The organism is Pontibacter sp. T17 (assembly GCF_057219875.1).
This window is the reverse complement of sequence record NZ_JBXVVW010000001.1, coordinates 306,406-332,353: the sequence shown is the minus strand read 5'-3', so window position 1 is coordinate 332,353 and position 25,948 is coordinate 306,406. Positions and strand designations below refer to the sequence as shown.

The window sequence follows — 25,948 nt, the reverse complement described above, 5'->3', positions numbered from 1 at the left end:
TTACTGGGTGCCGCCACTTGAAGTAGGCGCAGGCTCGGCCTTGGGGGCCGGAGGCTCGGGTTCGAACCCTGCCTCGCGGAAAATCCAGCGGTAGTTCAGGGCATCGAAATAGGCGCGGGCTTCGCCGCGGGTCAGGCGCAGAATGCCATCGGCCAGCACCTCTATGCCGTCGAGCGACGGTGGCACCACTACCGTGCCCTGTGCGTCGATCAACCCCCACTGGCCTGCTTTGCGCACCTGGGCCAGCCCAAACCGGAAGGGCCGTGTCTCTTCATACTCCGGACGAATGACCTCCTTGCCAGTGGTGTCTATCCAGCCCCAACGCCCATTGAGCCGCACCCGCGCCAAACCATCGCTGTAATCGGTAGCTTCTTCATAGCGGGGCGGAACGACTGTGCGCAGGGCGCGGTCCAGATATCCCCAGCGGCCTTTGATGCGTATGGCTACGCGGTCTTCGGCATAGTACGACAGCGCCTCATAGCGTACAGGCACCAGCACTTTGCCACTGGTATCGGCCAGGCCCACCTGAAAAGCGGTGCCCAGGCGCTTTACCAGCCGCAGCTGGCCCCGCACTGCCGCTGGTTCGGCCTTGATACGCTCGGTAAGGTCGTATTCCAGCGGCACTACAATGCGGCCGGTGTGGTCGGCAAAACCATATTTGCCACCTTTGGCCACCACACAGCGGTCGTAGCTGTAGGGGCCGATGAACGCGTATTCTATCGCCAGCACTGGGTTGGCGGCCGTGTCAATGACTCCATAGCTGCCAGCCAGCTGCACCCGCGCACGGCCCTGCTGAAACTCCTCAGCCCAGTCGTACTGAAAGCCGATGGTGGTGTCGCCAGTGGTGGTGACATAGCCGTAGCGCACGGCCTGGTCTTCCAGCGTAGAGTCGTATACCTGAATGGCCACGGGCGCCAGGCCGTCGACAAAGCGGCCAGCGGCCACAAACTCACCTGCAAAGGCCTGTTCGCCCCCGCGGTTGATGTAACGATAGGTGCCGTTGCGACGCACTTCGGCCAGCCCCTCGGAAAATGCGCCTATGTTGCTGTAGTCGGGTGCCAGTACCCATTTGCCCTGCCCATTGATGAGGCCAAGGCGCTCGTTCTGCTGCACCTGCGCCAGGCCGTCGGCAAACCGCTGGGCTTCTTCAAACTGGGGCGGAATGCGCAGCACACCTCGTTTGTCCAGATAGCCCAGCTGGGCGTCCTGTTCCACCAGTGCCAGGCCACCCGAAAAGTCGTCGGCCCAGGCAAAACGTGGCGGAATGACTACGCGCCCTGTGGTGTCAATGTAGCCCATCAGCGAGTCGATGCGGGCGGGCAGCAGCAGCTGGTACACCAGTCGCAGGTCCTCGCGGGCGCGAGCGGCCAGTGGGCTGTTGGCATATTCGCTGAGGAAGAGCATATAGCGCTGCGGCTGCTGGCTGGCGGTATAACGCAGATACAGCTGCTCCCAGGCTTCGGCTACGTGCGGATTGTCGGGGTAGAGTTGGAGGAAGCGGCGATAGGCCTGCACACTGTGGTCGCGGGTGCTGCGGGTGTAGAGGCTGTCGTGGGCGGCACTGGCCAGCGGGCTCTCCGGATATTTCTGAAGAAAGGCCACGTAGCTGGCAGGTTCCAGATCGGCGGTTTCGCGGCGAAAAAGGGCCAGATGATAGGCCTGCTCCGCGGTGGCTGCCTGCCGTGCGGTGGGGTATCGGTCGGCAAACTGGCGATAGGCTTCGGGTGTACCGGTGCGCTGGGCATCGGCATAGGCCAGACTGTCGCGAATGGTGCGGGCTTCTGTGGCTTGTGGTGCACCGGCGTAGTCGCGCAGGAAAGTTTCCCAGGCAGGCAGGGTGCCATCGGTGCGGGTACGCTCCCAGGCCATTTGGGCCACCTGGCCATACAGGGCCTGCACGCTGCTGTCGGTTACACCGAAGGGGGCCAGCGTGCTGCGGCCTTTGGCATCCAGCGCGGCCCAGGCGGCTGTCAGCTGTTGGGCTTTGCTCCGGGCCGAGTCCAGGTTGTGGAAAGGGTTGTCGGTGCGCAGGTAAATGGTGCCCAGCCCATAGAGTGCCCCGGCTTTCTCCTTGCCCAGCCGCTTTTCGAAAATCCGCTTGGCCTCAAAGTAGTTGAAGATGCGCAGGGCCTCGTAGCCTTTGTCCAGCCCCTGGCCCTGTACACGCGCAAGGCTGCCAGTCAGCAGAAATACCAGCAGGGTTGTAACCAGGTAGCGGGGGTGCATTGTCACAAAGGTACACTTTGGGTGGATTCCGGTGTGCCCGGCAGCGGCAGCCCGCGCCGTACCAGGTCTTCCATTTCTGTGTAAATGCCCAGCGCCATGTGGTTGCGCAGCTCGGCCCGTTCATGGGGCGGTATGTAGGACGGATGGTCCAGCCACCGGCGGATCTCATCGGCAGTGGCGTAGATATAGGGCGGCAGCATGGCGTCGTCGTCCAGCAGGGCGGGCTCGTCGCTGAGGTCGTCCAGTTCATTGTCCGGTTCTTCAACCTGATGGGGGCTTTCCATTTCGGGAGTGCGGGCAGTCATGGGTTGGGGTTGGGAGCTGTGGGCCGAGGCATGATTCGATGGGGCGTTTGCCACAGCTTTGGCAGGGGAGGTGCGCGGCTGATGCACTTTGTGGCGCAGCAGGTCTGTGCGGAGCAATTGCTGTTCCAACCGAGCGGCCGCCTGGAGGTTCTGGGTGTAGAGGGCCAGAGTAGTGCGGGCGCTATGCAGCTGTTCGCGGCAGAGTGGGTCGTGTTTGCGCGACAGGGCTTCCAGTTTGGCCATCTCCTGTTCTGACAGCTGGCGCAGGCGGTCGTTCAGGCGCTGGCAGTGAGCCAGGTGGGCGGCGAGGGTGTTCGTCATGCCAGCAAGGTTGCCGCCCACGTCGGGAGGGACAAGCCCCGTGCGGCAGCCTGCCTGTGGTGGTGGGCAATCTGCCCGCCAGATTCGACAGGTCGCTAAAAAGAAAGCGGCACCTGTTGGGGTGCCGCTGTATCTGTAGCTGATGGGGCGGGCTCAGCCCTCGAACTTGTCTACCGTTACTTTGATGCCTTCTTCAAAGGGTACCAGCACTTTGTATTGCAGTTCTTCCTGGGCGCGGCGGATGTCGGCCAGCGAGTGGCGGATGTCACCTGCGCGGGGGTCGGCATACTTGGGGGCAATGCTTGTGCCCAATGCTCCATTCAGGGCGTCTACCAGTTGGTTCAGCGAATAGGTGCTGCCGCAGGCAATGTTGAACACCTTGCCACCCACATTGGGGGCTTCGCAGGCCAGCAGATTGGCCGATACGTTGTTGCGCACAAAAGTGAAGTCGCGGCTGACAGTGCCATCACCGAAGATGGTGGGTGCCTGTCCGCCTTTCATCGAGCGCAGGAATTTCGGGATCACTGCTGCATACTGCGAGTTGGGGTCCTGCCGTGGGCCAAACACATTGAAATAGCGCAGGATTACCGTCTCCAGCCCATGCAGTTGGTTGAACACGCGGCAGTAGTACTCGCCCGTCATTTTGCTGACAGCGTAGGGCGACTTCGGAGCCAGCGTCAGCGTCTCGTCTTTCGGCGAAATGGGATTGTCGCCGTACACGGATGATGAGCTCGCGTTAACGAAGCGCTTCACGCGGGCCTCCATCGAGGCGTGCAGCAGGTTCAGGGTGCCACCTACGTTCACGTCGTTGGTGGTAATGGGGTCGGCGATGGAGCGGGGAACAGAGCCCAGCGCCGCATGGTGCAGTACAAAGTCAATTCCCTGCACCGCCTTGGCTACCGTGTGGTAGCTGCGGATGTCGCCCTCGATCAGCTCAATGTCATTGATGAAGGGTTGCAGGTTGCTACGGCGGCCGGTGGAGAAGTTGTCCAGTACGCGTACAAATTCACCTTGCTGGAGCAGGGCTTCTACCAGGTTGCTGCCGATGAAGCCACCACCACCGGTTACGAGATATCGGGCCATTCAGGTTGGTTCGGGTGAGCGGCAAATATACACACCGCACCAACGCGCCGAACCAAAAACAAACGCCCAGGCATTTGGCCCGGGCGTGTTGTCTATGAAGAGGTTGAAACTGTCATTTGTTTACCAGCGAACCCGTGCTGCGGGCGCCTTCTACAGTCTCTACCAGCTTGGTGTCAAAACTGCCAGTGCTCTCCAGTTGGCGTGCAGCAGGTATCAACTTCAATGCCGCCTGGAATTGCCGGTCTACCGACAGGAACACCGGTGTAGTAGCGTCGTCGCCAAAGAAGCCATGACCAATGCGTGCCTTCAGCCAGGTCTGGATGAGACGGCGGCTCCGCTGGAAGTCTTTTTCTACGTAGGCTACTTTGTTCTCAGCAGCGAAAGCCGTCAGCTCTTTCAGCAGGGCATCCGATACCTGATAGCGCGCCGTGAAGTCAAAGCCGTCCTTGTACTGGGTCTTCAGTTCGGGGTGGCTGTCTACGTACTTGTAGGCAAAACGGTCGAACACGCCGCGCACCAGCAGGTTGTAGAGATACTGCGAATTGCTCGTAGTGTCGTCGGCTACAAACACATCTGGCAGAATGGCGCCACCACCGTAGACAGTGCGGCCACTGTTGGTCTTGTAGCGCAGGCTGTCGGGGAACTTCACCTTGGTGGGGTCATAGGCTTCGCCGCTTTCGAAGCGAGCGTATACCTCGCGCTCATACTCGTTGCCTTTACCCTTGGTGAAGGGCTTCTGGATGCAGCGGCCCGAAGGTGTGAAGTAACGCGACACCACGATGCGTACCGCCGAACCGTCGCCCAGCTCCACCTGGTTCTGTACCAGACCCTTGCCGAAGGAACGTGTGCCCACGATGAGGCCACGGTCCCAGTCCTGCACGGCACCCGCTACGATTTCACTGGCCGAGGCCGAGCCTTCGTCCATCAGCACCACCAGGCCGCCCTGCTCCCATTCTTTGTAGAAGTCGCTGGCCTCGAAGCGTTCGTTCGACTGCGGGATGCGGCCTTCGGTGTAGACCACCAGTTTGCCGTTGCCCAGGAAGTCGTCTGAGATCTGGATGGAAGCCGACATCAAACCACCTGGGTTGTTGCGGAGGTCCAGAATCAGGTTCTTCATGCCTTTCGCTTTCAGAATCTTCAGGTTCTCGCGGAACTCCTTGAAGGTCTGCTGGGCGAAGCGGGCTACGCGGATGTAGCCGGTTTCGCTGTTCACCATGTAGGCGTAGTCTACGCTCCGTACAGGGATTTTGTCGCGGATGATCTCGAACTCCATCGGGTCTTTCACGCCGATGCGCTTGATGGTGACGCGCACCTTGGAGCCGCGCGGGCCCTTGAGGTACTTGAACACGTCGTTGCTGGTGATGCCGATGCCAGCCACCACTTTGTCGTCGATTTTCACGATGCGGTCACCGGCCAGGATGCCGAGGCGTTCGCTGGGGCCACCACGCAGGGGCGCCACCACCCGGATGGTGTCTTCCATGATGCCGAACTCCACGCCAATGCCGTCGAAGCTGCCCTGCATCTCTTCCGACATCTCCTTCATGGCCGCAGCCGAGATGTAGTAGGTGTGGGGATCCAGCCCGTCGAGCATGCCGCGGATGGCGTCTTCCACCAGCTTCTCGTTGTTGACCTTCTCGAAGTAGTTTTCGTTGACGAACTGCACCACCCGCTCGAATTTCTCGAGGTTGGCGAAGTAGCTGCCGCTGGCCGAGCTGCCGGCGTCGGTGCCTGTGCGGCTGCGGAGCTGGAAGCCAGCCAGAATGCCTACAAACAGCAGGCAGATGGCCCCCAGGGTAATCAGAAACTGTCGATTCATGGATTTCTTCAGTGCGTTGCGTGGGGCGGAGGCCGCGCCACCTTGTCAGTCTAACGCCAGAATCGGGCCAAACGTTACATGACCAGCGACCCAGCAACACGAATCTACTGACGGAAACCCACAGTTGCCAGCCGGTTAGGGGAAATTAACGTAGTGGCGTGGGGTCAGGGCACGAACACATGTGCCCTGTGCCAGGCCAAGAAGCTTGGCAGAGGCACAAACTTGTCGGGTGGTGTTACAGTCTTGCCGTCCAGTTCCTGCAAAAAGGCCGTTTCCTTGTACGGTTTGCGCAGCACGGTGGCGGATAGCCGCACCTCCATGTGGTCGGTGAGTGTAAAGAGGCCTCGGTCGAAGGCACGGTCGTGCAGGGCGTTCAGGCACAAACCGTTGTGCGGGTTCAGTCTATGGGCGGGCTCGGCGGCCCACGGCACTATGTGGCTGGCTACCAGCACCTCGGGCACGTCTATGCCGGTGAGGCAGCAGCGGTAATTGTAGCTGGCGAGCACCATCTGCCGGTAAAATCCCTGTTGTACGCGCGTCTGAACTACCTGCTCGCGGGTGGTGCCTGCCGGAAATTCGGTTTCAGCTAGTGTTTTTTCATCGGTATTTGCAGAGGCCAGTAGGTGCTGCGCTTCGTGCAACGCGATTCCGTCAACGGCGAAGAATGCCTCCCATACTTCGCGGTCGAGCCTACTAACATTGCCAGCGCCTTTGCGGTCAAGGGTGGGGTCAAGGCTGGCAAAGTTGGCCAGCTTGTAGCTAACGGCGCTAGGTGTGCGGCCCAGGTGCTGGGCCAAGGCTACCACTTCCGGGTTGCGGTTGTGGATGCGCCCAAAGGGCGTGCGACAGTAAAGATGCAGCGCCTGTAGCAGTTCGTCGCGCGTCCAGTTGGGCATGGGCTGGCAAAGCTAGGCAATGTAGGCGCGGCTACCGCACGGGCCAGAGTTCGGCCAGGAGCGTGCCCAGTTCGGGCCAGAGCGTGGCGCCCCGCTCGCTGTTGCTCAGAATCACCACGGCATAGTCGGCGTCCAGATACACCTTGGCGATGTTGAAAAACCCAGCGTTGAGCCCCCGATGGAAGAGCGCCACATCGGGCGTTCCTGCAGCCTCCACATGCCAGCCCAGACCGTAGGGGATGTCCGTGGGGGTGGTCATCAGGGTTTCTACGTCTGCGCGGCGCAGCCAGGTGGTGTCGCGGCTGTGCCAGGCATCCAGCAGGCCTTTCAGCAGGCGGGCTACATCGCCGGCACTGGCATTCCAGCCTGCCCCCGCCGCAAAGGGATACGCCCGCATGCGCCCAGGCAATGGCCCGTCCTTGTTGTGGCCGCTGGCGTAGGTTGCTCCGGCGCTATCCTGCGGAAACAGCCGGAAGTCTGACTGCCCCATGCCCAGCGGGGCGAATACTTCGTCGGCAGCCAATTGGCTGTAAGGCTTGTTCTGAGTGTCTACCAGCCACTGCTCCAGCACGGCATAGCCGCCGGTGGAATAGTCGTATCGTTTACCGGGGGGGTTCACCACCCGCACGGCGGGGTCGTCGCTGCGGCCATTCCGTCCGTTTAGGAAATCGAGCAGGGTAGGCAGCGGGGTGTGGGCAGTGGAATAGCCCCAGCTGCCGCCGAGGTTGATGCCTGCCATGTGCTGGAGCAACAGGGTGGGCGTTACGGGCAGATTGGCCCATTTCGCAGGACGCGGAAGCTGCCAGCTGCGCAACTGCGGGGTGATGTCGGTATTGAGCTGCACGCGCCCGGCACGGGCCAGGCGCACCACCACGGTGGCAGCCAGACTCTTGCTGATGGACGCCGTCTGGAAGCGGGTGGCAGCCGTAACAAGCTGGGGCTTGCCCTGCTCGCACAGGCCGATGCCGCCCGCCCACACCAGTTGGCCCTTCTGCACAATGGCGATGCCATAGCCGGGTATACCTGCTGCGGCCATTTTGGGCAGCAGGGTATTGAGGCGCTGCTGAAGGGCGGCCGAATCGAGCGGCTGGGCATGAGCTACCGTCCATATGGCCAGGAGCAGTGTCAGGGTGGGGCGCAACATGCTGGAAGATAACAGGTGAAGGGCTATGGGCTCTTATCTTTCCGACATGCGGGTTTTTGTACGCTTCGTTCTGGCGCTGCTGTTGCTGCCTGCGGTGGCCCACGCGCAGGAGCGTACCTATACCCTGCCAGAGGTAACGATTGCCACCCACAGAGTGAAAGCGCAGCGAGTGATGCCTGTTGTGTGGGGCAAAGGTCTGGTGCATGCCGAGCGAGTGGCAGCCGGAAAAGTAAGCGCGGTGATGCTGGGTCTGGTACTGGGTGATACCGCTCACCAGCATACACCACCGCTGCGTTTACGGGCTTTTGCCATACAGATACAGGTGCCCCCAGCGCATAGGACCAGCAACTACCACATGTATACAGACTGGCAGGACACCCTGACCCAGCGGCCCGGAAAGGAGATTGCTCTACCGCCCTATACGTTGACTTTCTACGGCCAGCGGCTGGTGTTCCAGTTTGACACGCCACTGGATGTAGGCCCAGGCGGACTGTTTTTGGCCGTAGAGGCCACCGACAGAACGGCCGAGTTGCCTGCTAAAGGCAAAGGAACGCATGCCACTGGTTATCGCATTTTGTATGCCCGTAACCCTGAGCGCCGGATCGAGTGGCGTGGCGGGCCGGGGATGCCCTGGGTAGCATTGCAGCAGAAGTGGAAACCCCTCTTCGAGGTGTTTCGGTAGGCGATAGGGAGACCCGTATTCACTGCCCCTGCTGTATCTTCACACAATGCGTACTGTGATTCTCCTGCTGGTCTTTGTGGTTCTGGCTAGTTGTGGTGGACCGGGCCTGAAGCTGGCCAGTGGCCCCGAAGGCACTCTGCACTACCAAATGGCCGAGCGGATGATGCCAGTTTGGCGGGCCAGTGGGGCTGCCCGCGTGGAAAACCTGGGGCCTGCCACCGAGGGCAGTCGTCAGAATGCCGAGGCCCTGCTGAACGGCACTGCTGATCTGGCGCTGGTGCAGAACGATGTGCGGTTGGCGCACGCCGACGTCAGCCAACTGCGCACCCTTATGCCGGTGTACCGCCAGTATCTGCTGATTCTGTACCGCGCCAGTCTGCCCGATGGCAATCTGGCCGAACTGGTAAATGGCCGCCGCATTGGCGTAGGGCCCAAAGACGGGGGCACAGCCCAACTGGTGAAGGCCTTGCTCACTGCCTTTGGAGTAGACAGCACCAGTTACACCCTGGTTTACACCCACTACAACGAAAACGTGGTGGATGACCGGATAGACGTTTCGTGCTCGATGACCAGCCTGAGCGACCCCCGCGTTTTGAAGATGCTGCGCAGCCAGACGGTGAGCCTCTTCAGTCTGGACGATGCCGCCTGGGCCGGCAATGGCAGTGCGGTGGACGGCTTTGTGATGAACTATCCGCTGGCGCAGACCGTGCTGCTGCCCCGCAACACCTGGGCAGGGTTGCCCTCGGAGCCTACCCTCACCCTGGCCGTAGATAACGTACTGCTGGCCCGCCGCGATCTCGACGACCAGACGGCTTATGCCCTGATAGCGGCGCTGCACGACCAGCGCGCGCACCTCGATGACACCAACCTGCTGCTGCGCGACGTTGCCGTAGACTATGCGGCACAGGCGTTTCGCTATCCGCTGCACCCGGCGGCAGTACAGTTCCTGGACCGCGACAAACCCACCCTGCTGGAGCGCTATGCCGAGGTGCTGGGGCTTGGCATTACGCTGGCGAGCATTGTGTACGCAGGGCTGCTGACGCTGGCACGCATCCGCGAGAAGCGCTACCTCAACCGCCTGGAAGTGTACTATGCCGAAGTAGTGAGTATCGAAGCCAAGGCCTATCTGCTAGACAGCCGCAGCGAGTGCCAGCAGGAACTGCACAAACTACAGGACATACGGGCACGGGCCAGCGAACAGCTGCTGGCCGAGCGCCTGCCGGCCAATGAGTCGTTCTCGATTCTGCTGCGGCTGCTGGAGCAAGCCCGTAAGACCGTGCTGGACCGTCTGCACGAGCTGCCCGGCGAGCTGGACGACTAGCGCTGGACACTCGGCCCAGGCCCCTTTTAACGAGGCTACCGAACGTTCGTTTATTTTTCTGCCTCATTTTCCCACGTTTAGGTTTTGGCGTAGACTTTTTCAGGCTGTTTTTACGTATTTAGCCAACGGAACTCCTCCTCTTTCCCATCCTCAACCCGGAGACGGTCCGACTTTCAATGGTTATCCCTTTCTTCTTCGTAGGCCACTGGTTCGCCTCGCTGTTCGCCCAGACGCTGTTCCATCACCGTTATGCGGCACACCGTATGTACTCGCTCAGCAAGTTCTGGGAGCGGGTGTTTTTCTTCCTGACGTACATAGCGCAGGGCAGTTCGTTCCTGAATCCGCGGGCCTACGCCATCATGCACCGCCTGCACCACGTATACAGCGACACGCCGGATGATCCGCACAGCCCTGTGCAGCATCCCAACATCTTCAAGATGATGTGGCACACGAAGGAATACTACTTCGGCCTGCTGACCGAGCGCATCGTTGTAGCCAAAGAGTTTCTGCATGGCTACCCGATGTGGAACAAGTTTGAGCAGTTTGCCGAAAGCTGGGGAAGCCGTGTGGGCTGGGGAGCTGCCTACGTGGTGTTCTACATGTATTTCGCCAACCACTGGGCCTGGTTCCTGCTGCTGCCCGTACACTTCCTGATGGGCCCCATCCACGGTGCCATCGTGAACTGGGCTGGCCACAAAGTGGGCTACCGCAACTACAACAACAACGACAACAGCCGCAACACGCTGGTGTTCGACTTCCTGATGCTGGGCGAGCTGTTCCAGAACAACCACCACAAGTTTCCGCTGAAGCCCAACTTCGCTACCCGCTGGTGGGAGTTTGACCCCGGTTACGTGATGCTGCGCATTCTGCACGCCGTGGGTATCATCAAGCTGCGTGGCCGCCGCAAGGTGACCCGCGAGCAGATTGAAGCTTATGCAGCCGCTGAGCCCAGCCACACCGCCGTGGAAGCCGAGGTGATTGAGCGTGAGCAGAAAACCTACAATCCCCGTCACAGCGAGTAACCTTGCTGAGGCATGATACAGCGACAGGCACCCCAACGGGTGCCTGTCTGCATTTTGGGCAGACAGATGTCTTTCGGGTAGACATTTCCTTTAGACGGGTTCCAAATAGCTGCATTGGGGAAACCGAAAGGGGCATTTTCTGTTTCTCTATCTGTACAAACACCCGTTAGAATCCTATTTTTGGCAGCCCGGGATATCTTGTATCCCGCAATCCCCAACCAACTGCCCGAACGACATGCAAGCCGCACCGCATTCTGCATCTTTTCTCAGGGCTACCGTAGGCCGCAAGGTCATGGTGGCGCTCTTCGGCCTGTTCCTGTACATCTTCATGATCGAGCACCTGCTGGGCAACATGCTGTTGCTGGTAGACCCTACAGGTGTGGCCTTCAATGAGTACTCGCACAACATGGTAAACAGCCCGCTGATCCGGATCATCGAGGTTGTCCTGTTCGTGAGCCTCTTTGGGCACATCGGCCTGACGATTTACCTGAACCGCCTGAACAACGCCGCCCGCCCGGTGAAGTATCACGTGAGCAAGCCTGCCAAGCAGGTATCCTTTCTCTCACGCACCATGATCTGGAGTGGCCTGCTCATCCTGGCCTTCCTGGTTATCCACCTGTACTCTTTCCTCTGGCCCTACCGCATATTGAAGACGGGCGACACGCCCTTTGACCTTGTTGTGGCCAAGTTCAGCGACCCACTGTTTGCCTGGTTCTACATCGTGACGTTCGTGGTGCTGTGTGGCCACATGATTCACGGCTTTGGCAGTGGCCTGCAGACGCTGGGCCTGAAGATGAACCCCGGTTTTGCCAAGCGTGTCAACCTGGCAGGTACCGTGTTGTCCATCATCCTGTGCCTGGGCTACACCATCATACCGCTGTATTTTCTGTATTTCCGCGGCTGAGGCCGGATACTGAACCCAACGACCCCAAACCCCACATCATATGATCAAGCTGGATGGCAAAGTGCCCGAGGGGAAACTCGAGGAGAAATGGCGCAAGCACAAGGCGAACATCCGCCTGGTGAGCCCTGCGAACAAGCGTAAGTTCGACGTCATCGTGGTGGGTACCGGCCTGGCTGGTGCATCGGCTGCGGCGTCGCTGGCCGAGCTCGGCTACCGCGTAAAAGCGTTCTGCTACCACAACTCGCCCCGCCGTGCGCACAGCATTGCGGCCCAGGGCGGTATCAACGCTGCCAAGAATTACCGCAACGACGGCGACAGCGTAGGCCGTCTGTTCTACGACACCATCAAGGGTGGCGACTTCCGCGCCCGCGAAGCCAACGTACACCGTCTGGCCGAGTGCTCGGTCAGCATTATTGACCAGTGCGTGGCCCAGGGTGTACCCTTTGCCCGCGAATATGGCGGACTCCTGGACACCCGTTCGTTCGGTGGTGCACAGGTAAGCCGTACGTTCTATGCCCGTGGCCAGACCGGCCAGCAGCTGTTGCTGGGTGCCTACAGCGCCATGAGCCGCCAGATTGGCCTGGGCAACATCCAGATGATCACCAACACCGAACTGCTGGATGTGGTGGTAATGGATGGCAAGTGCAAGGGTATCATCACCCGCGACCTGCGCACAGGCAAGATCGAGCGCCATTCGGCCCATGCCGTGCTGCTGTGCACGGGTGGCTACGGCAACGCCTACTATCTGTCTACCAACGCCCGCAACAGCAACGGCAGTGCCGCCTGGCGTGCCTACAAGCGCGGTGCGCTGTTTGCCAACCCCAGCTTCGTACAGGTGCACCCGACCTGCATTCCGCAGACGGGCGAGTACCAGAGCAAGCTGACGCTGATGTCGGAATCGCTGCGCAACGATGGCCGTGTGTGGGTGCCCCGCAAGGCCGGCGATACCCGTCCTGCCAGCCAGATTCCCGAGAACGAACGCTACTACTATCTGGAAGAGCGTTACCCCGCTTTCGGTAACCTGGTGCCCCGTGACGTGGCCAGCCGCAACGCCAAGGACGTGTGCGACAAGGGTTTGGGTGTAGGTGCAACCGGCAAGGCCGTGTACCTGGACTTCAGCCACGCCATCAACCGCCTGGGCAAGCACACCATTGAGGCGCGCTACGGCAACCTCTTCGACATGTACCACGAAATCACGGCCCGCAACCCCTATGAGGAGCCGATGATGATTTACCCCGCGGTACACTACACGATGGGTGGCCTGTGGGTAGACTACAACCTGATGACGACCATCCCCGGCCTGTATGCGCTGGGCGAGGCCAACTTCTCTGACCACGGTGCCAACCGCCTGGGTGCGTCGGCGCTGATGCAGGGTCTGGCCGATGGCTACTTCGTGATTCCCTATACCCTGGGCGACTATCTGGCAGGCGAGAAGCCGGGCGAGAAAATCGACACGAACCATGCCGCCTTCGAAACAGCCGAGAAGGAAGTGCGCGACCGCATTGCCAAGCTGCTGAGCGTAAACGGTAAAACGGTAGTAGACGACTTCCACCGCAAACTGGGCAAGATTCTGTGGGACAACTGCGGCATGGCGCGTACCGCCGAGGGCCTGAAGAAGTCCATCGCCGACATCCGCCAGCTGCGCGAGGAGTTCTGGAAAGACGTAAAGGTGACGGGCACGAACGAAGAGTTCAACCAGAGCCTGGAGAAAGCCCTGCGTGTGGCTGACTTCCTGGAGCTGGGCGAGCTGATGTGCCAGGATGCACTTGACCGCAACGAAAGCTGCGGCTGCCACCTGCGCGAGGAGTTCCAGACCGAGGAAGGCGAAGCCCGCCGTAACGACGAGGACTTCTGCTATGTGGCCGCCTGGGAATACAAGGGCGACAACGTTGCTGCCGAGCTCAACAAAGAAGCGCTGGCTTTCGAAAACGTGAAACTGACCCAGCGCAGCTACAAGTAATCTCCTTATCCTTAGCCTCTAACATCACAACATATGAACTTCACGCTGAAAGTCTGGCGGCAGAAATCAGACAAGGCGTCTGGCCGCTTTGAGACCTACCAGGCGAAGAACATCAGCTCCGACGCCTCGTTCCTGGAAATGATGGACGTGGTGAACGACGAGCTGGAGCGCGAGGGCAAGGAGCCCATCGTGTTTGACCACGACTGCCGCGAAGGCATCTGTGGCAGCTGCAGCATGTACATCAACGGCCGTGCCCACGGCCCGAAGCAGCGGGTGGCTACCTGCCAGCTGCACATGCGCGAGTTCACCGACGGCGAAACCATCGTGATAGAGCCCTGGCGTGCCTCGGCCTTCCCGGTGATGAAGGACCTGGCGACCGACCGCTCGGCGCTGGACCGCATCATCCAGGCGGGTGGCTTCATCTCGGTAGACACCGGCAGTGCCCCTGACGCCAACGCCATTCCCATTGACAAGGCCATTTCGGACAAGGCGTTCGAAAGTGCCGAGTGCATTGGCTGTGGTGCGTGTGTGGCGGCCTGCCAGAACGCCAGCGCCATGCTGTTCCTGAGTGCCAAAGTGAGCCACCTGGCCATGCTGCCCCAGGGTGCGCCCGAGCGCCACAAGCGTGTACTGGCCATGGTGGCCCAGCACGACGCCGAAGGCTTCGGTGCCTGCACCAACACGGGTGCCTGCGAGGCCGAGTGCCCCAAAGGCATTTCGATTGCCAACATTGCCCGCCTGAACCGGGAGTACATCGTGGCCTCGCTGCCCCGCCAGTACGACTAGTATCCGGCAACCCCGTAAACGAAGCAGCCCAGCAGAAATGCCGGGCTGTTGTCGTATAGGGCAGGGCAGGGCGCTTATCTTTACCGGCATGAGTGGAGCCGCCAAACGGAAAATCTGCGTTGTTACAGGCACACGGGCCGATTACGGCCTGCTGTATTGGACGTTGAAAGGGCTGTCGGCGCGGACGGATGTACAGGTGCAGATTATCGCCACGGGCATGCACCTGTCGCCGCAGTTTGGCAACACCTGGCAGCAGATCGAGAAAGATGGCTTCCGGATTGACCGGAAGGTGGAGATACTGCTGAGTTCGGACACGGCCGTGGCGACTGCCAACAGCATGGGGCTGGCCCTCATCGGCTTTGCCCAGGCCTACGACGAACTGAAGCCTGACCTGGTGGTGGTGCTGGGCGACCGCTACGAGATACTCTCTGCGGCTTCGGCAGCCATGGTGGCCCGCCTGCCGATTGCCCATATACACGGCGGTGAAAAGACAGAAGGCGCCATGGACGAGGCCATTCGCCATGCCATTACCAAAATGGCGCACCTGCATTTTACCTCTACAGAAGTGTACCGCCAGCGGGTGATACAGCTGGGCGAGCAGCCCGACCATGTGTGGCATGTGGGTGCCCCCGGCCTGGACAACATCCGCCATCTGACACTGCTGGACCGCCCCGCGCTGGAGCAGTCGCTGGAGTTTCCGCTGGGGCGGCAGAACTTTCTGGTGACGTTTCATCCAGCGACACTGGCGGAACAGTCGTCGCGCGCGCAGTTTGAGGAGTTGCTGTATGCGCTGGAGGCTTTCCCCGACGCCCATCTCTTCTTTACCTACCCGAACTCGGACCCTGACGGTCTTGTAATCATTGACCTTATCAACGCGTTTGTACGCGGCCATACACACCGCGCGCAGGCGTACACCTCGTTGGGTCAGTTGCGCTATCTATCGCTGATGGCGCAGGTGGACGCCGTGATTGGCAACAGCTCCAGCGGGATTATCGAGGCGCCGTCGTTCCGTACAGCCACGGTCAACATCGGCGAACGACAGGCTGGGCGTGTTCAGGCGGCATCGACCCTCAACTGCCCGCCCAATCGTGATGCCATAGCAGATACCATTCGCGAAGCGCTGTCGCCAGCGTTCCGCGAAAAACTGAAGACCGTGGTGAACCCCTACAGCAAGGGCGATGCCTCTGCCGAAATTGTACAGGTGCTGGCTACCTATCCGCTGGAAGGTCTGCGGATGAAGCATTTTTACGATTTGCCAGTGGCAGACACACACTGACGGGGTTGCCGTTACAGCAAAGCGAAAGGCCACCCATTGTGTGGCCTTTCTGCTGAGGTGGTACAGGGGGCTCAGCGGCCAATGGCGGCGGTGGCGCGTTCTACGGCCTTGCGTTCCTTGTACTCGAACCACTTGGCGCCGAAGACCTTGCGGCCGAGGTTGTCGAGCTGGCGCATGACGAAGACGTTGTAGACGCCATTGAGCTTGATGCCCAGACGGGGATCGAGTGCACGGAGGCTGAGCGAGTAGCTGCCGTCCAGGTAGGTCATATGGTGCCACCAGCCCGAGGGCATGAAGAGGGTGTCGCCGTGCTCGAGGGTGCACTCAAGTCCTTTGAGGCCCTTGAGCGCAGGCCAGCGGTCAAAATCGGGGTTTTCGATCTTGATATCTTCGATGTTGTGCACGGAGAATGGCAGACGGTAGAGCCGCTCGCTGGCTTCGGGGCCAAAGAGGATGACCTTCTTGCGGCCGTGGAAGTGGGTGTGGAAGACGTGCGAGAGGTCGAGGTCGTAGTGGATGAAGACCGAACTGCCCTTGCCGCCGAAGAACATCATGGGGAAGCTGTCCAGAAAGCCCGGCATGAGGTCGGGGGCCTTGAAGTCGTTGCACAGGGCCGGGACGTGCTTGAAGATGTTGAAGAGGAAGATGCGGAGCATGGTAGGCTCGCGGCGGAGGAGTTCGAGATACTCGCCGAAGGGCATCTTCATGGCGGGCTCGTTGACGGACTTGGTGTAGTCGGCCTTGGAGTCGTCGTAGAGGGGAACCACCTGGTCGCCAACTACCTGCTTGAGGTAGTCGAAGGTCCATTTTTCGTAGGCCGGCCACTGACGAGCCAGGTTACGAATGACCAACGGTTTGAGTGGTTTGAGGTATTGCTTCTGGAAGTCGGCGGGAGAGATAGTATCTACCGTATCGACCGGACGAAGGTCAAACGACATGGGGAGTGTGCGGAAAACAGTGAGTAAGTCGGAAACACCCACTTGCTGCTGTTCAGGTTCCCTGTGTCAGAAAGCAAGTAGGTAAACTAGCCCGCGAAATAACTTTGCATCTGAGAGAAAGTCAACTCTCGGACTGTCAGTGGACTGACACTGTGTTGACGGTACCACTCCACAGCGTGACGAATGGCCAGTGGGGCGTTCCAGCGGGGGTGCCACTGGAGGTATTTTTTCGCCTTGGTGGCGTCGAGGACGAGGAGTCCGGCCTCGTGCGGGGCGTTGGGATTTGGAGGGGAGATGTGGTAGCTGCCAGTGCCCCATGCGGCGAGGGCGTGGTCGGCGAGCTGCTGCACGGGCAGACAGTCGGCGGGCTCGGGGCCGAAGTTCCAGGCCTGGGCAAACTGCTGGGGCTGGGCCATGAGGGCGGCAGCCAGCTGGAGGTAGCCGGTGAGGGGTTCGAGGACATGCTGCCAGGGGCGTACGGCCGCTGGATTGCGGAGGAGGGGCTGCTGACCTGCGGCAAGGGCGCGGGCGATGTCGGGCAGGATGCGGTCGGTGGAGAAGTCGCCGCCGCCGATGACGTTGCCAGCACGGGCAGTGGCCAGGGCAATGCGGTGGCCGTTGGGGGCGAAGAAGCTGCGGCGGTAGCTGGCGCAGACAATTTCGGCCATGGCCTTGGAGGCGGAGTAGGGGTCGTGGCCACCGAGGGGGTCGGTTTCGAGAAGGGGCTGGCCGGTCTCGGGGTTTTCGTAGACCTTGTCGGTAGTGGCGACGACGACGGCACAGGGCTCGCCATAGTGGCGGAGGGCCTCCAGGAGATGGAGGGTACCCTGGCTGTTGACGCTGAAGGTGTCGACAGGGCTGGCATAGCTGCGGCGGACAAGGCTCTGGGCGGCCAGGTGGATGACGACTTCGGGGCGGGCGTGGTGCAGGGCTTCGCGGAGGGCGTCGTAGTCGAGCAGGTCTGACTCGTGGTGCTGACAGAGGCTTGGGCCGCCGATAAGGCCGAACAGCGGCTGGGTGTCGTCGGGAGGGAGGGCATAGCCCGTGACGTTGGCGCCCAGCTGGTGCAGCAGCGCCAGCAGCCAACTGCCCTTGAAGCCGGTGTGGCCTGTGACGAATACCCGACGACCGCGGAAGGCGGCCTGGAGAAGCGACAGCGTAGACATTGACGCAAAGGTAACGGAGCGCCACCGAACGACGATGGGCCAGTCTGATGTGAAACGGTTGTGGCGTTAAGGGTCTGTTAGGAAATGAGGGGGCAGTTTGTTAACACTTTTAGGGCTTGATGTGGTGAAATGGGGGTTTTCGAGGTGGTTAGGTTAAGTAACAGTCTTTAACTAGGCCGGAAATTACAGCCGCTCTACCTTTGTCGTGTTGACTTGAAGGAACTGAACGCCAGCCCGCTGGAAACCTTCTGACTGACAGGTCGACACCTCACTCACTTCTCACCTCTCTCACACTTACTATTATGAAAACGAAAGCGATGCCAAGGCTGTACGCTGCCGCACTGGCAGTTCTGCTGACGTTAGCCGGAGCCAGCCAGGCTGCGGCCGCCCGCTACGACCTGTACCCGAACGCCGACCTGATTGGCGCAACGGTGAGCCTGCGTGCCACCGAACTGACGACGCACGACGAAAACGGCCGCGTGCAACTGGTGCCTGTATTTGACGCCAACACCCAGGCTACCATCGTAAACATGGAGCGCGTGGCCGAAGGCCCCGGCGGACAGGAAGTGCTGCGCGTAACGCTGCGTCTGGAGAACGGCGAGGAAGGTTATCTGGACATCGCTACCGACGAAGCATTTGAGCAGTACATCCAGGTACTGTGCGAGCACGTACTGTAAGCTGACAGGGTCTGCCGGGCCGAGTTGAAATCCGGAAGGTGCCCCATCGACAATACACTCACTACACACTCTCTTTGACCACGAGCCGCGGCTGCTACCACACGAGCAGTCGCGGCTCTGTCATTTCCTCGTAGGCGTAGTGCACACCCTCGCGGCCGAAGCCCGAGTGCTTGACGCCGCCATAGGGCATATTGTCGATGCGGAGGGTGGGGGCGTCGTTGACGATGATACCACCGACGTGGAGGGTGTCCCAGGCGGCCCGGATGTGGCGTTCGTCGTGGGTGAAGAGGCCCGTCTGAAGACCATAGCGGCTGGCGTTGACACGGGCCAGGGCATCGTCGAACTGCTGGAAAGTGGAGATGGCTACCACGGGGGCGAAGGCTTCTTCGCGGGCGATGTGGCAGCCCTCGGGCAGGTTGTAGAGGATAGCGGGGGCCACGGTATTGTGGGCGTCGAGGGCCTGGCCGCCGACGAGCCGTGCGCCGCCGTCCTGTGCTTCGGCAATCCACTGAAGGGTGCGGAGGTAGTTGGGGCGGTCGATAAGGGGGCCGACGAGGGTGTCGGAGTTGGCTGGGTTACCGATCACGAGGCGCGCAACTTCCTGCTCGAAGAGGCCGGAGAAAACCTCAGCGATGGAGGCGTGCACCAGAATGCGCTGCACGGAGATACAAACCTGTCCGGCGTAAGCGAACGAAGCCGCGGCGAGCTTGCGTGCGGCAGCGGGGAGGTCGGCGTCGGGGCAGACGATGGCAGCGGCATCGCCGCCGAGCTCCAGGGCCACGCGCTTGTCGGCGGCCTGGCGCTTGAGGTTCCAGCCTACTTCAGGGCTGCCGGTGAAGGACACCATTGCCACGCGGGGGTCTGTAACGGCCTGATTTCCAAGAGACGCGGAGAAGGGCAGAATGTGAAGGGCTTCGGGGGGCCAGCCAGCTTCGAGGAGGATGTGACCGAGGCGCAGGGCAGTAAGGGGTGTTTTGCTGGCGGGCTTCAGGACAAAAGGCATGCCTGCTAGGATGGCGGGTGCCAGCTTGTGGGCTACGAGGTTAAGAGGAAAGTTGAAAGGCGAGATGGCGAGGAGCACACCGACGGGCACGCGGCGGACAAGGCCCCGGCGGCCTTCGAGACCGGGTGCATGGTCGAGGGCGAGGAGCTGGTCTTCGGCGGTGCGGGCATAGGCTGCGGCGAAGGAGAAAACGGCCTGCGCGCGGCGCACCTCGGCTTGGGCCAGGGTGAGAGGTTTACCTGCCTCGGCGCAAATGAGGGAGGCAAGACTGTCGGTGTTGGCGGCAAGCAGGGCCACTGCTTTCTGCAGTATTTCGTGGCGCTGCCAGGCAGGCATGCGGCTGGTGTGGGGCAGTGCCTGCTGTGCGGTGCTGAGGGCGGTGTCTATGTGCGGCCAGACAGCAAGGCCCACAGTGCCAACAGTTTCACTGTTCCAGGGGTTGTATACCGTTAGCTGGTCGGGTGTGGATAAGGGCTGCCCGGCCAACAGGGGAGAAGCAGATGCGGTAGTCATGGGTTAGCGGGAAATACGGAGAAGAGATAGGTAGAACCAGTGAAAAGCGGCGGTTATATACCGCTTTCTGGTATATAACGGGCTTTGTTAATAAATTGAGAATGTAAAGTATCCAGAGTCCTCTCCTTAATACAATATGATGCACTTGTTACGCTTACAACGGGTCCTGCTACTTCTGCTGCTGCTGACAGCAGGAATTGGCGTGCACGCCCGTCAGGTTGGCAGCCCGGTATTGCAGAACTACAACCAGCGGGATATGGGAGTCAACCCACCTGTCTGGTCGATGGTACAGGACAGCCGTGGCCTGATGTACCTGGCCGTGAACGACGGTATACTGCAGTTTGACGGGCGCAACTGGGTGCTGATTCCTGCGACGAGCAATGTGCGCAGCCTGGCAATTGATGACCAGGACGGCGTATTTGTGGGTGCGCGCGGCGACTTTGGCTATCTGGCCCGTACCAAGAACGCAGCTGTGCGTTTCATTTCTCTGAAGGCGAACCTGCAGGGCCGCCAGGCGGTGCAGGCGATTGACCGTGCGTATGCTACCAACTCGGGCGTGTACTTCATCGGCAGTTCTGAGATCTACCACGTGACGCGCAATGGCGTGTTCTTTGAGGTGGACCTGATCCGTGGCGACGGGCCATTCAACGGCTCGTTTATGCTGGACAACACCGTATATGTAAACGTAAGCGGCAAGGGTTTGCGGAAAGTGAATGGCCGCCAGCTGCAACCAGCGCAGGGTGGCGACTTCTTTGCCGACCGGGGTATCATCGGTGGTGCTTCGTATGCGCAGGGCAAGGCGTTGATCGCAACCAATAAAGGTCTTGTAAAAGCTGCTCAGGGCAGCTTTGCCGATTTCCGGCCTTACAGCCAGGATTACCTGAGCACCAACGGTATCTGGGACCTTTCGGCCCTGCCGAGTGGCGAAGTGGCCGTAGCTACCCAGAACGGGGGTGTAGTGGTTATCAAGGCTGACGACGGGCAGGAGGTAGCCCGCATGAACCGCACTTCGGGCATGCTGGACAACGTAATGTACAGTGTGTACTGCGACCGCGACGGCGGTGTGTGGGCCGGCCATAACAAGGGTGTGAGCCGCATGCAGCTGGGCCAACCGGTGCGCTCGCTGGCCTCGCTGAGTGGCCTTGATACGAAGGTCTCGAACATGTACAGCTATGGAGGACGCCTGTATGTGACTGCCAACCAGGGTGTGGTGGCAGTAGACGAACGTGTTGGTAACAGCTATGTACCAGTGGCAGGCATCAACCGCGACAGCTGGGCAATGGCACAGGCTGGCAACAGCCTGCTGGTAGCGAGCATACAGGGCGTGTTCGATGTGTCGAGTGGCAAGGCCGTGGGTGTCACCACGCCTGCGCCGCTGGAGGCACTGAGCATTGCGGCGTCAGCCTCGGGCACGCGTGCCTACGCCGGCCTGACCAATGGCGTTGCCCTGCTGGAAAACAGCGGTGGCCGCTGGAGCTCGAAAGGGCCGCTGGAAGGCTATAACCAGGAGACGAACTCGATTGTAGAACTGAAAGAAGGCACGGTGCTGATGGGTACGCCGATTGAGGGCCTGTTCATGGTGACCTTCGGTGAAGACCGGGCGTCGCTGCTGAAAATCGGCAACTCGCGCGGCCTGCCCCAGGGCTATGCAGAAGTATACAAGCTGGGCAAGGATGTAATCGTACGCACGCAAGACGGAATTTTCCGCGAGACGGAGAACGCCCGCCGCTTTGTGCGCGACAGTGCGCTTACCAATCTGATAGGTGCGCGGACGGTACAGTTTGCCGATGCCGGCGACGGCAACCTCTGGATATCGACTGATCGTGGCGCAGTGAAGGCTGTGAAGCAGGCCGATGGCAGCTATAAACTGGACGACGTTTCGGCTGCGAACCTGCTGAACGAACGTCCGACGAAGCTGTATTTCCACGACAATGTATTGTGGATGGCGTTTCAGGAGCGTATTTCCAGCTACAACACCGCCCAGCAGTACGCACTGCCAAAGCTGGCGAAACCGCTGATTCGACAGGTGAGAGTGTCGGCTGACTCGGTATACTTCCGGGGCGACTTTCTGGATGCGAACGAAAAGCTGATGGCCGAACAGACCAAGGAGCTGACCCCAGCATTCCCGGCCAACTTCAATGACCTGTCCTTCGGTATCTCGGTGCCGAATTACCAAAACACACGTGCGCTGAAGTACCGTTATCGTATTGTAGGCTTCCTGGAGAACTGGAGCGAGTGGAGCGAGCAGACGGAGTATCAGTTTCCCGGCCTGCCGAGTGGCGAGTTTGTGTTTGAAGCACAGGCGATGGACGCCTATGGTCAGGTGAGCGAAGCGGCACAGTTCAAGTTTTCGATCGCCACGCCGATTTACCTGACGCCGTATGCCTTTGCGGCCTATGGTATTGCCGCCCTGCTGATCATCTTCCTGGTGATTCGTATCAATAGCAGCCGTCTGGAGGCAAAGAACCGCGAACTGGAGTCGATGGTACTGGAGCGGACGAAGGAACTGAACAAGCAGAAGGAAGAGCTGCAGAAGAGCAACGATGAACTGGACAAGACGCTGACCGCACTGACGCAGTCGCAGACACAGCTGGTGCAGAGTGAGAAAATGGCTGCACTGGGTCAGCTGGTAGCGGGTGTGGCGCACGAAATCAACACGCCACTGGGTGCCATCAACGCGGCGGCGGGCAACCTGAGCAAGAACCTGAGCCCGACGCTGAAGAACCTGCCCGATCTGATGAAGACGCTGGACCCTGCCACAGAGGCACTGTTCTTCCGACTGGTAGACCGGTCGCTGAACTTCAACGGGACCCTGACCAGCCGCGACGAGCGTAACTACCGCAAGCAGGTAGGCCAGGACCTGGAAGAGAAGGGCCTGCCAAATGCACAGGGCCTTGCCGGTGGCCTGGTGAAGATTGGCGTGTTTGAGAACTACGACGACTTCATTCCGCTGTTCCAGCACGCGCAGGGCGAGCAGATTATCGAGATGGTGAACGCGGTGGGCAAACTGCGCGTGAACATCGACAACATCGAACTGGCCGTAGCGAAGACACAGAAGATTGTGTTTGCGCTGAAGAGCTACTCGCACCGCCAGGCGGAAGACGTGCTGGTGCCCGCGAACATTGGCGACAACATCGACACGGTACTGACCATCTACCACAACCAGCTGAAGTATGGTGTGGAGGTGACGAAGGACTTCGAGGCCGGTCTGCCGGAAATCATGTGTTTCCCGGACGAACTGAACCAGGTGTGGACGAACATTCTGGTGAACGCGATACAGGCGATGGAGGGCAAAGGCACGATTCATATCGACCTGCACCGCCACAACCCGCTGGGCGTACCAGGGCTCCAGGTGAAGATTACCGACAGCGGCCCTGGCATTCCACCCCACGTAGTGTCGCGCATCTTCGAGCCGTTCTACACGACGAAGCCGCAGGGCGAAGGTTCTGGCCTGGGTCTGGACATCTGCCGCCGGATTGTGGAGAAGCACCGCGGCACCATTACGGTGGACACGGAGCCCGGGCGGACGACCTTCCTGGTGTACCTGCCCGTGGACCCGGAGACGGCGCCCGTAACGGCCACGGCCTAAAGAAATCGCTACCCGTATCGGGACGGCGGCGAAGGTCGTCCCGATACGGGAAAGTGTCCACAGTTTTGGCTTGTAGAAGAAAGACTGTGGCGGAAACAACTATCTTTATCGCATTCAGGAACAATCAGCCTAAATCGGAAGCACTATGTCAATGAAGCGCGCCATCCTATGCGTGGACGATGAGAAAATCGTGTTGGACAGCTTGCAGGAGCAACTGCGGAGCACGTTCGGCGAGAAATTCGAATACGAAATTGCGGAGAGTGTGGAGGAAGCCTGGGAAGTGATCGAGGACCTGGTATCCGACGGATACGACATGGTACTGGTGATCAGCGACTGGCTGATGCCACGTATCAAGGGCGACACGTTCCTGATCGACGTTCACCAGAAATACCCTGAGACGGTAACCATCATGCTGACTGGCCAGGCCGACCCGGAAGCTGTGCAGAACGCGATGGACAACGCAAACCTGTATGCCTACATCCGTAAGCCCTGGCGTGAGGAAGACCTCATCGCCTATGTGAACAAGGCCCTTGCGCAACTCGGCATCCAGGAATGAAAAAACCCGTCATACTCTGCGTAGATGACGAGAAGATCATCCTTGACAGCCTCGAGGAGCAGATCAGTTCGCGCCTTGGGCGCGAGTTTGACTGTGAACTGGCCGAAGGCGGCGAGGAAGCGCTGGAGATTATAGCCGAACTGGCCGAGGAAGGCCGTGACCTGGCGGTGGTGATTTCGGACCAGCTCATGCCCAAAATGAAGGGCGATGAGTTTCTGATCCGCGTACACCAGACACACCCCGAGACCCTGAAGATTCTGCTGACGGGGCAGGCGAGTATCGATGCTGTGCGCAACGCGATCAACAACGCGCGCCTGTATCGTTACGTCGTTAAGCCCTGGGAAGAGAATGACCTGATGCTGACGGTGGAGGAGGCTGCTCGCAGCTACCTCCAGTACCTGCAGCTGCTGGAGCACAACCGCCTGCTGCGCAGCCTGAACAAGGCCACGCAGGAGATATCCGGCGAGATTGACATGAAGCGTCTGGTGAACAAGTTCATGCAGAACGTGATTGACAACACCGGCGCGGAGAAGGGCTTCCTGATAGTAGAGAAAGAAGGACGGCTGAACGTAGAGGCCGTGGCCAGCGCCATACAGGACGAGGCCCGCACCCTGCAGCTGAAGCTGACCAACGAGAACCCGCTGCTGACCAACGAGGTGTTGCAGAACGTGGCGGTAACGTTGCAGTCGGACCAGTTCCCCGACTTCCGTATTGTAACGCCGATATCGAAGAAGGGCAAGAACCTGGGTTATCTGTATCTGGAAAACCCGAAGAGCCGCGACGCCTTCAACTTCAACCAGCGCGAGATTCTACAGATGCTGGCCAGTCAGGCGGCCATCTCTATTGAGAACGCCAACCTGTATGCCCGGCTGGAAGAACGCCAGACGGAACTGCAGGCCGAGAAGGACAAGCTGGAAAATGCCAACCTGATTATTGCGCAGAAGAACGAAGACATCACGGACAGTATCCGTTATGCGCGGCGCATTCAGGAGGCCATTATGCCGGAGCAGCTGTCGCTACAGGAGATATTCTCTGACTCGTTTATCCTGTACAAACCGAAGGATATCGTGTCGGGCGACTTCTACTGGTTTGCCGAGCGCGACGGTTTCTTCTGCGGTGCGGCTGTAGACTGTACGGGACACGGTGTTCCGGGGGCGTTCATGTCAGTGATGGCATCGGGCTTCCTGAACCAGATCATCAACGAGAACCACATCACCGAGCCCGAGAAGATATTGGAACAACTGAACATACGTGTGCGCCGGGCCCTGAAGCAGGACCTGGAAACCACCGACACCGCCGACGGTATGGACCTGGCGCTGGTGACGATGGAACGCTCGACGGGTGTGTTCAAGTTTGGTGGGGCCCGCCGCCCGCTGTGGCTGTTCCGCAAAGGGCAGGAGATGATGGAGTTCCGTGGCGACAAGCAATCGATTGGTGGCCGAGCGAACGACAACACCGAGCCCTATACCGGCAGCGTGATAGAGACCCAGCCGGGCGATGCGATTTACATTTTCACGGACGGGGTAGTAGACCAGTTTGGTGGCGACGACCACCGGAAGTTTACGCCACGCCGCCTGCGGGAGTTTCTGGAAAGCGTGCAGGACAAGCCGCTGACCGAGCAGAAGCATCTGCTGGACCGTGAAATTGAGACCTGGAAAGGACGCTATGAGCAGACCGACGACATTCTGATCATGGCGATCCGGGTGTAGGGGGCTGCCCAACATTTACAGGACACGCGCCACTGGAGAGCATCCGGTGGCGCGT

General features: G+C 60.1%; 20 protein-coding genes. 11 read left to right on the top strand and 9 right to left on the bottom strand.

What is annotated here, in order from left to right:
* The 6 genes from AC2D8O_RS01510 to AC2D8O_RS01485 all read right to left on the bottom strand — a co-directional run bounded on the left by AC2D8O_RS01510 (position 1) and on the right by AC2D8O_RS01485 (position 7,791).
* Positions 1-2,226 carry a WG repeat-containing protein gene (locus AC2D8O_RS01510; protein WP_484677008.1) on the bottom strand — a complete coding sequence of 742 codons (2,226 nt, stop codon included), beginning with the start codon at positions 2,224-2,226 and terminating at the stop codon, positions 1-3.
* Positions 2,227-2,228: 2 nt separating this feature from the next.
* On the bottom strand, positions 2,229-2,852 hold the full coding sequence (locus AC2D8O_RS01505; RefSeq protein ID WP_484677007.1) for a hypothetical protein: 624 nt from the start codon (positions 2,850-2,852) through the stop codon (positions 2,229-2,231).
* A 153-nt stretch (positions 2,853-3,005) separates the two neighbouring features.
* Positions 3,006-3,935 (bottom strand): SDR family oxidoreductase, encoded by a 930-nt coding sequence (locus tag AC2D8O_RS01500; protein WP_484677006.1) that lies wholly within the window; start codon positions 3,933-3,935, stop codon positions 3,006-3,008.
* Positions 3,936-4,047: 112 nt separating this feature from the next.
* Positions 4,048-5,751, bottom strand: a complete 1,704-nt coding sequence (locus tag AC2D8O_RS01495) for a S41 family peptidase (RefSeq protein WP_484677005.1) — start codon at positions 5,749-5,751, stop codon at positions 4,048-4,050.
* 164 nt (positions 5,752-5,915) lie between these two features.
* Entirely contained in the window at positions 5,916-6,647 is a 732-nt protein-coding gene (locus AC2D8O_RS01490; protein WP_484677004.1) for an HNH endonuclease, read from the bottom strand.
* A gap of 31 nt (positions 6,648-6,678) precedes the next feature.
* Positions 6,679-7,791 carry a serine hydrolase domain-containing protein gene (locus tag AC2D8O_RS01485; protein WP_484677003.1) on the bottom strand — a complete coding sequence of 371 codons (1,113 nt, stop codon included), beginning with the start codon at positions 7,789-7,791 and terminating at the stop codon, positions 6,679-6,681.
* Between the two features lie 46 nt (positions 7,792-7,837).
* Between AC2D8O_RS01485 and AC2D8O_RS01480 the strand changes: the two genes are divergently transcribed.
* The 7 genes from AC2D8O_RS01480 (at position 7,838) to neuC (ending at position 15,742) form a co-directional block, all read left to right on the top strand.
* Positions 7,838-8,473, top strand: coding sequence for a hypothetical protein (locus AC2D8O_RS01480; protein ID WP_484677002.1), 636 nt, complete (start codon positions 7,838-7,840; stop codon positions 8,471-8,473).
* 46 nt (positions 8,474-8,519) lie between these two features.
* Entirely contained in the window at positions 8,520-9,794 is a 1,275-nt protein-coding gene (locus AC2D8O_RS01475) for a TAXI family TRAP transporter solute-binding subunit (protein ID WP_484677001.1), read from the top strand.
* 176 nt (positions 9,795-9,970) lie between these two features.
* A complete protein-coding gene (locus tag AC2D8O_RS01470) occupies positions 9,971-10,816 on the top strand; it encodes an acyl-CoA desaturase (protein ID WP_484677000.1) in 846 nt (281 codons plus the stop codon).
* 235 nt (positions 10,817-11,051) lie between these two features.
* Positions 11,052-11,720 (top strand): succinate dehydrogenase cytochrome b subunit, encoded by a 669-nt coding sequence (locus tag AC2D8O_RS01465; RefSeq protein ID WP_484676999.1) that lies wholly within the window; start codon positions 11,052-11,054, stop codon positions 11,718-11,720.
* A 43-nt stretch (positions 11,721-11,763) separates the two neighbouring features.
* Positions 11,764-13,680 carry a fumarate reductase/succinate dehydrogenase flavoprotein subunit gene (locus tag AC2D8O_RS01460; protein ID WP_484678263.1) on the top strand — a complete coding sequence of 639 codons (1,917 nt, stop codon included), beginning with the start codon at positions 11,764-11,766 and terminating at the stop codon, positions 13,678-13,680.
* Positions 13,681-13,713: 33 nt separating this feature from the next.
* Positions 13,714-14,466: a succinate dehydrogenase/fumarate reductase iron-sulfur subunit gene (locus AC2D8O_RS01455; protein WP_484676998.1), complete on the top strand. Its 753-nt coding sequence runs from the start codon at positions 13,714-13,716 to the stop codon at positions 14,464-14,466.
* Between the two features lie 88 nt (positions 14,467-14,554).
* The gene (neuC, locus tag AC2D8O_RS01450) at positions 14,555-15,742 is read left to right on the top strand and encodes a UDP-N-acetylglucosamine 2-epimerase (protein WP_484676997.1); all 1,188 of its coding nucleotides are present in this window, start codon (positions 14,555-14,557) and stop codon (positions 15,740-15,742) included.
* 71 nt (positions 15,743-15,813) lie between these two features.
* Here neuC and AC2D8O_RS01445 read toward each other — a convergent pair whose 3' ends face one another.
* Entirely contained in the window at positions 15,814-16,680 is an 867-nt protein-coding gene (locus AC2D8O_RS01445; protein WP_484676996.1) for a cupin-like domain-containing protein, read from the bottom strand.
* A gap of 86 nt (positions 16,681-16,766) precedes the next feature.
* The gene (gene rfbG, locus AC2D8O_RS01440; protein ID WP_484676995.1) at positions 16,767-17,846 is read right to left on the bottom strand and encodes a CDP-glucose 4,6-dehydratase; all 1,080 of its coding nucleotides are present in this window, start codon (positions 17,844-17,846) and stop codon (positions 16,767-16,769) included.
* Between the two features lie 302 nt (positions 17,847-18,148).
* On the opposite strand from rfbG, the gene AC2D8O_RS01435 reads away from it, so the two are divergent.
* Positions 18,149-18,523 carry a hypothetical protein gene (locus tag AC2D8O_RS01435; protein ID WP_484676994.1) on the top strand — a complete coding sequence of 125 codons (375 nt, stop codon included), beginning with the start codon at positions 18,149-18,151 and terminating at the stop codon, positions 18,521-18,523.
* 94 nt (positions 18,524-18,617) lie between these two features.
* Here AC2D8O_RS01435 and AC2D8O_RS01430 read toward each other — a convergent pair whose 3' ends face one another.
* Entirely contained in the window at positions 18,618-20,039 is a 1,422-nt protein-coding gene (locus tag AC2D8O_RS01430; RefSeq protein WP_484676993.1) for an aldehyde dehydrogenase family protein, read from the bottom strand.
* 136 nt (positions 20,040-20,175) lie between these two features.
* Here AC2D8O_RS01430 and AC2D8O_RS01425 point away from each other — a divergent pair, with 136 nt between their 5' ends.
* The 3 genes from AC2D8O_RS01425 (at position 20,176) to AC2D8O_RS01415 (ending at position 25,893) form a co-directional block, all read left to right on the top strand.
* Positions 20,176-23,628, top strand: coding sequence for an ATP-binding protein (locus AC2D8O_RS01425; RefSeq protein ID WP_484676992.1), 3,453 nt, complete (start codon positions 20,176-20,178; stop codon positions 23,626-23,628).
* 151 nt (positions 23,629-23,779) lie between these two features.
* Positions 23,780-24,184 carry a response regulator gene (locus AC2D8O_RS01420; protein ID WP_484676991.1) on the top strand — a complete coding sequence of 135 codons (405 nt, stop codon included), beginning with the start codon at positions 23,780-23,782 and terminating at the stop codon, positions 24,182-24,184.
* Positions 24,181-25,893 (top strand): SpoIIE family protein phosphatase, encoded by a 1,713-nt coding sequence (locus AC2D8O_RS01415; protein WP_484676990.1) that lies wholly within the window; start codon positions 24,181-24,183, stop codon positions 25,891-25,893. The genes AC2D8O_RS01420 and AC2D8O_RS01415 overlap by 4 nt, the downstream gene beginning before the upstream one ends.
* Positions 25,894-25,948 lie beyond the last annotated feature (55 nt).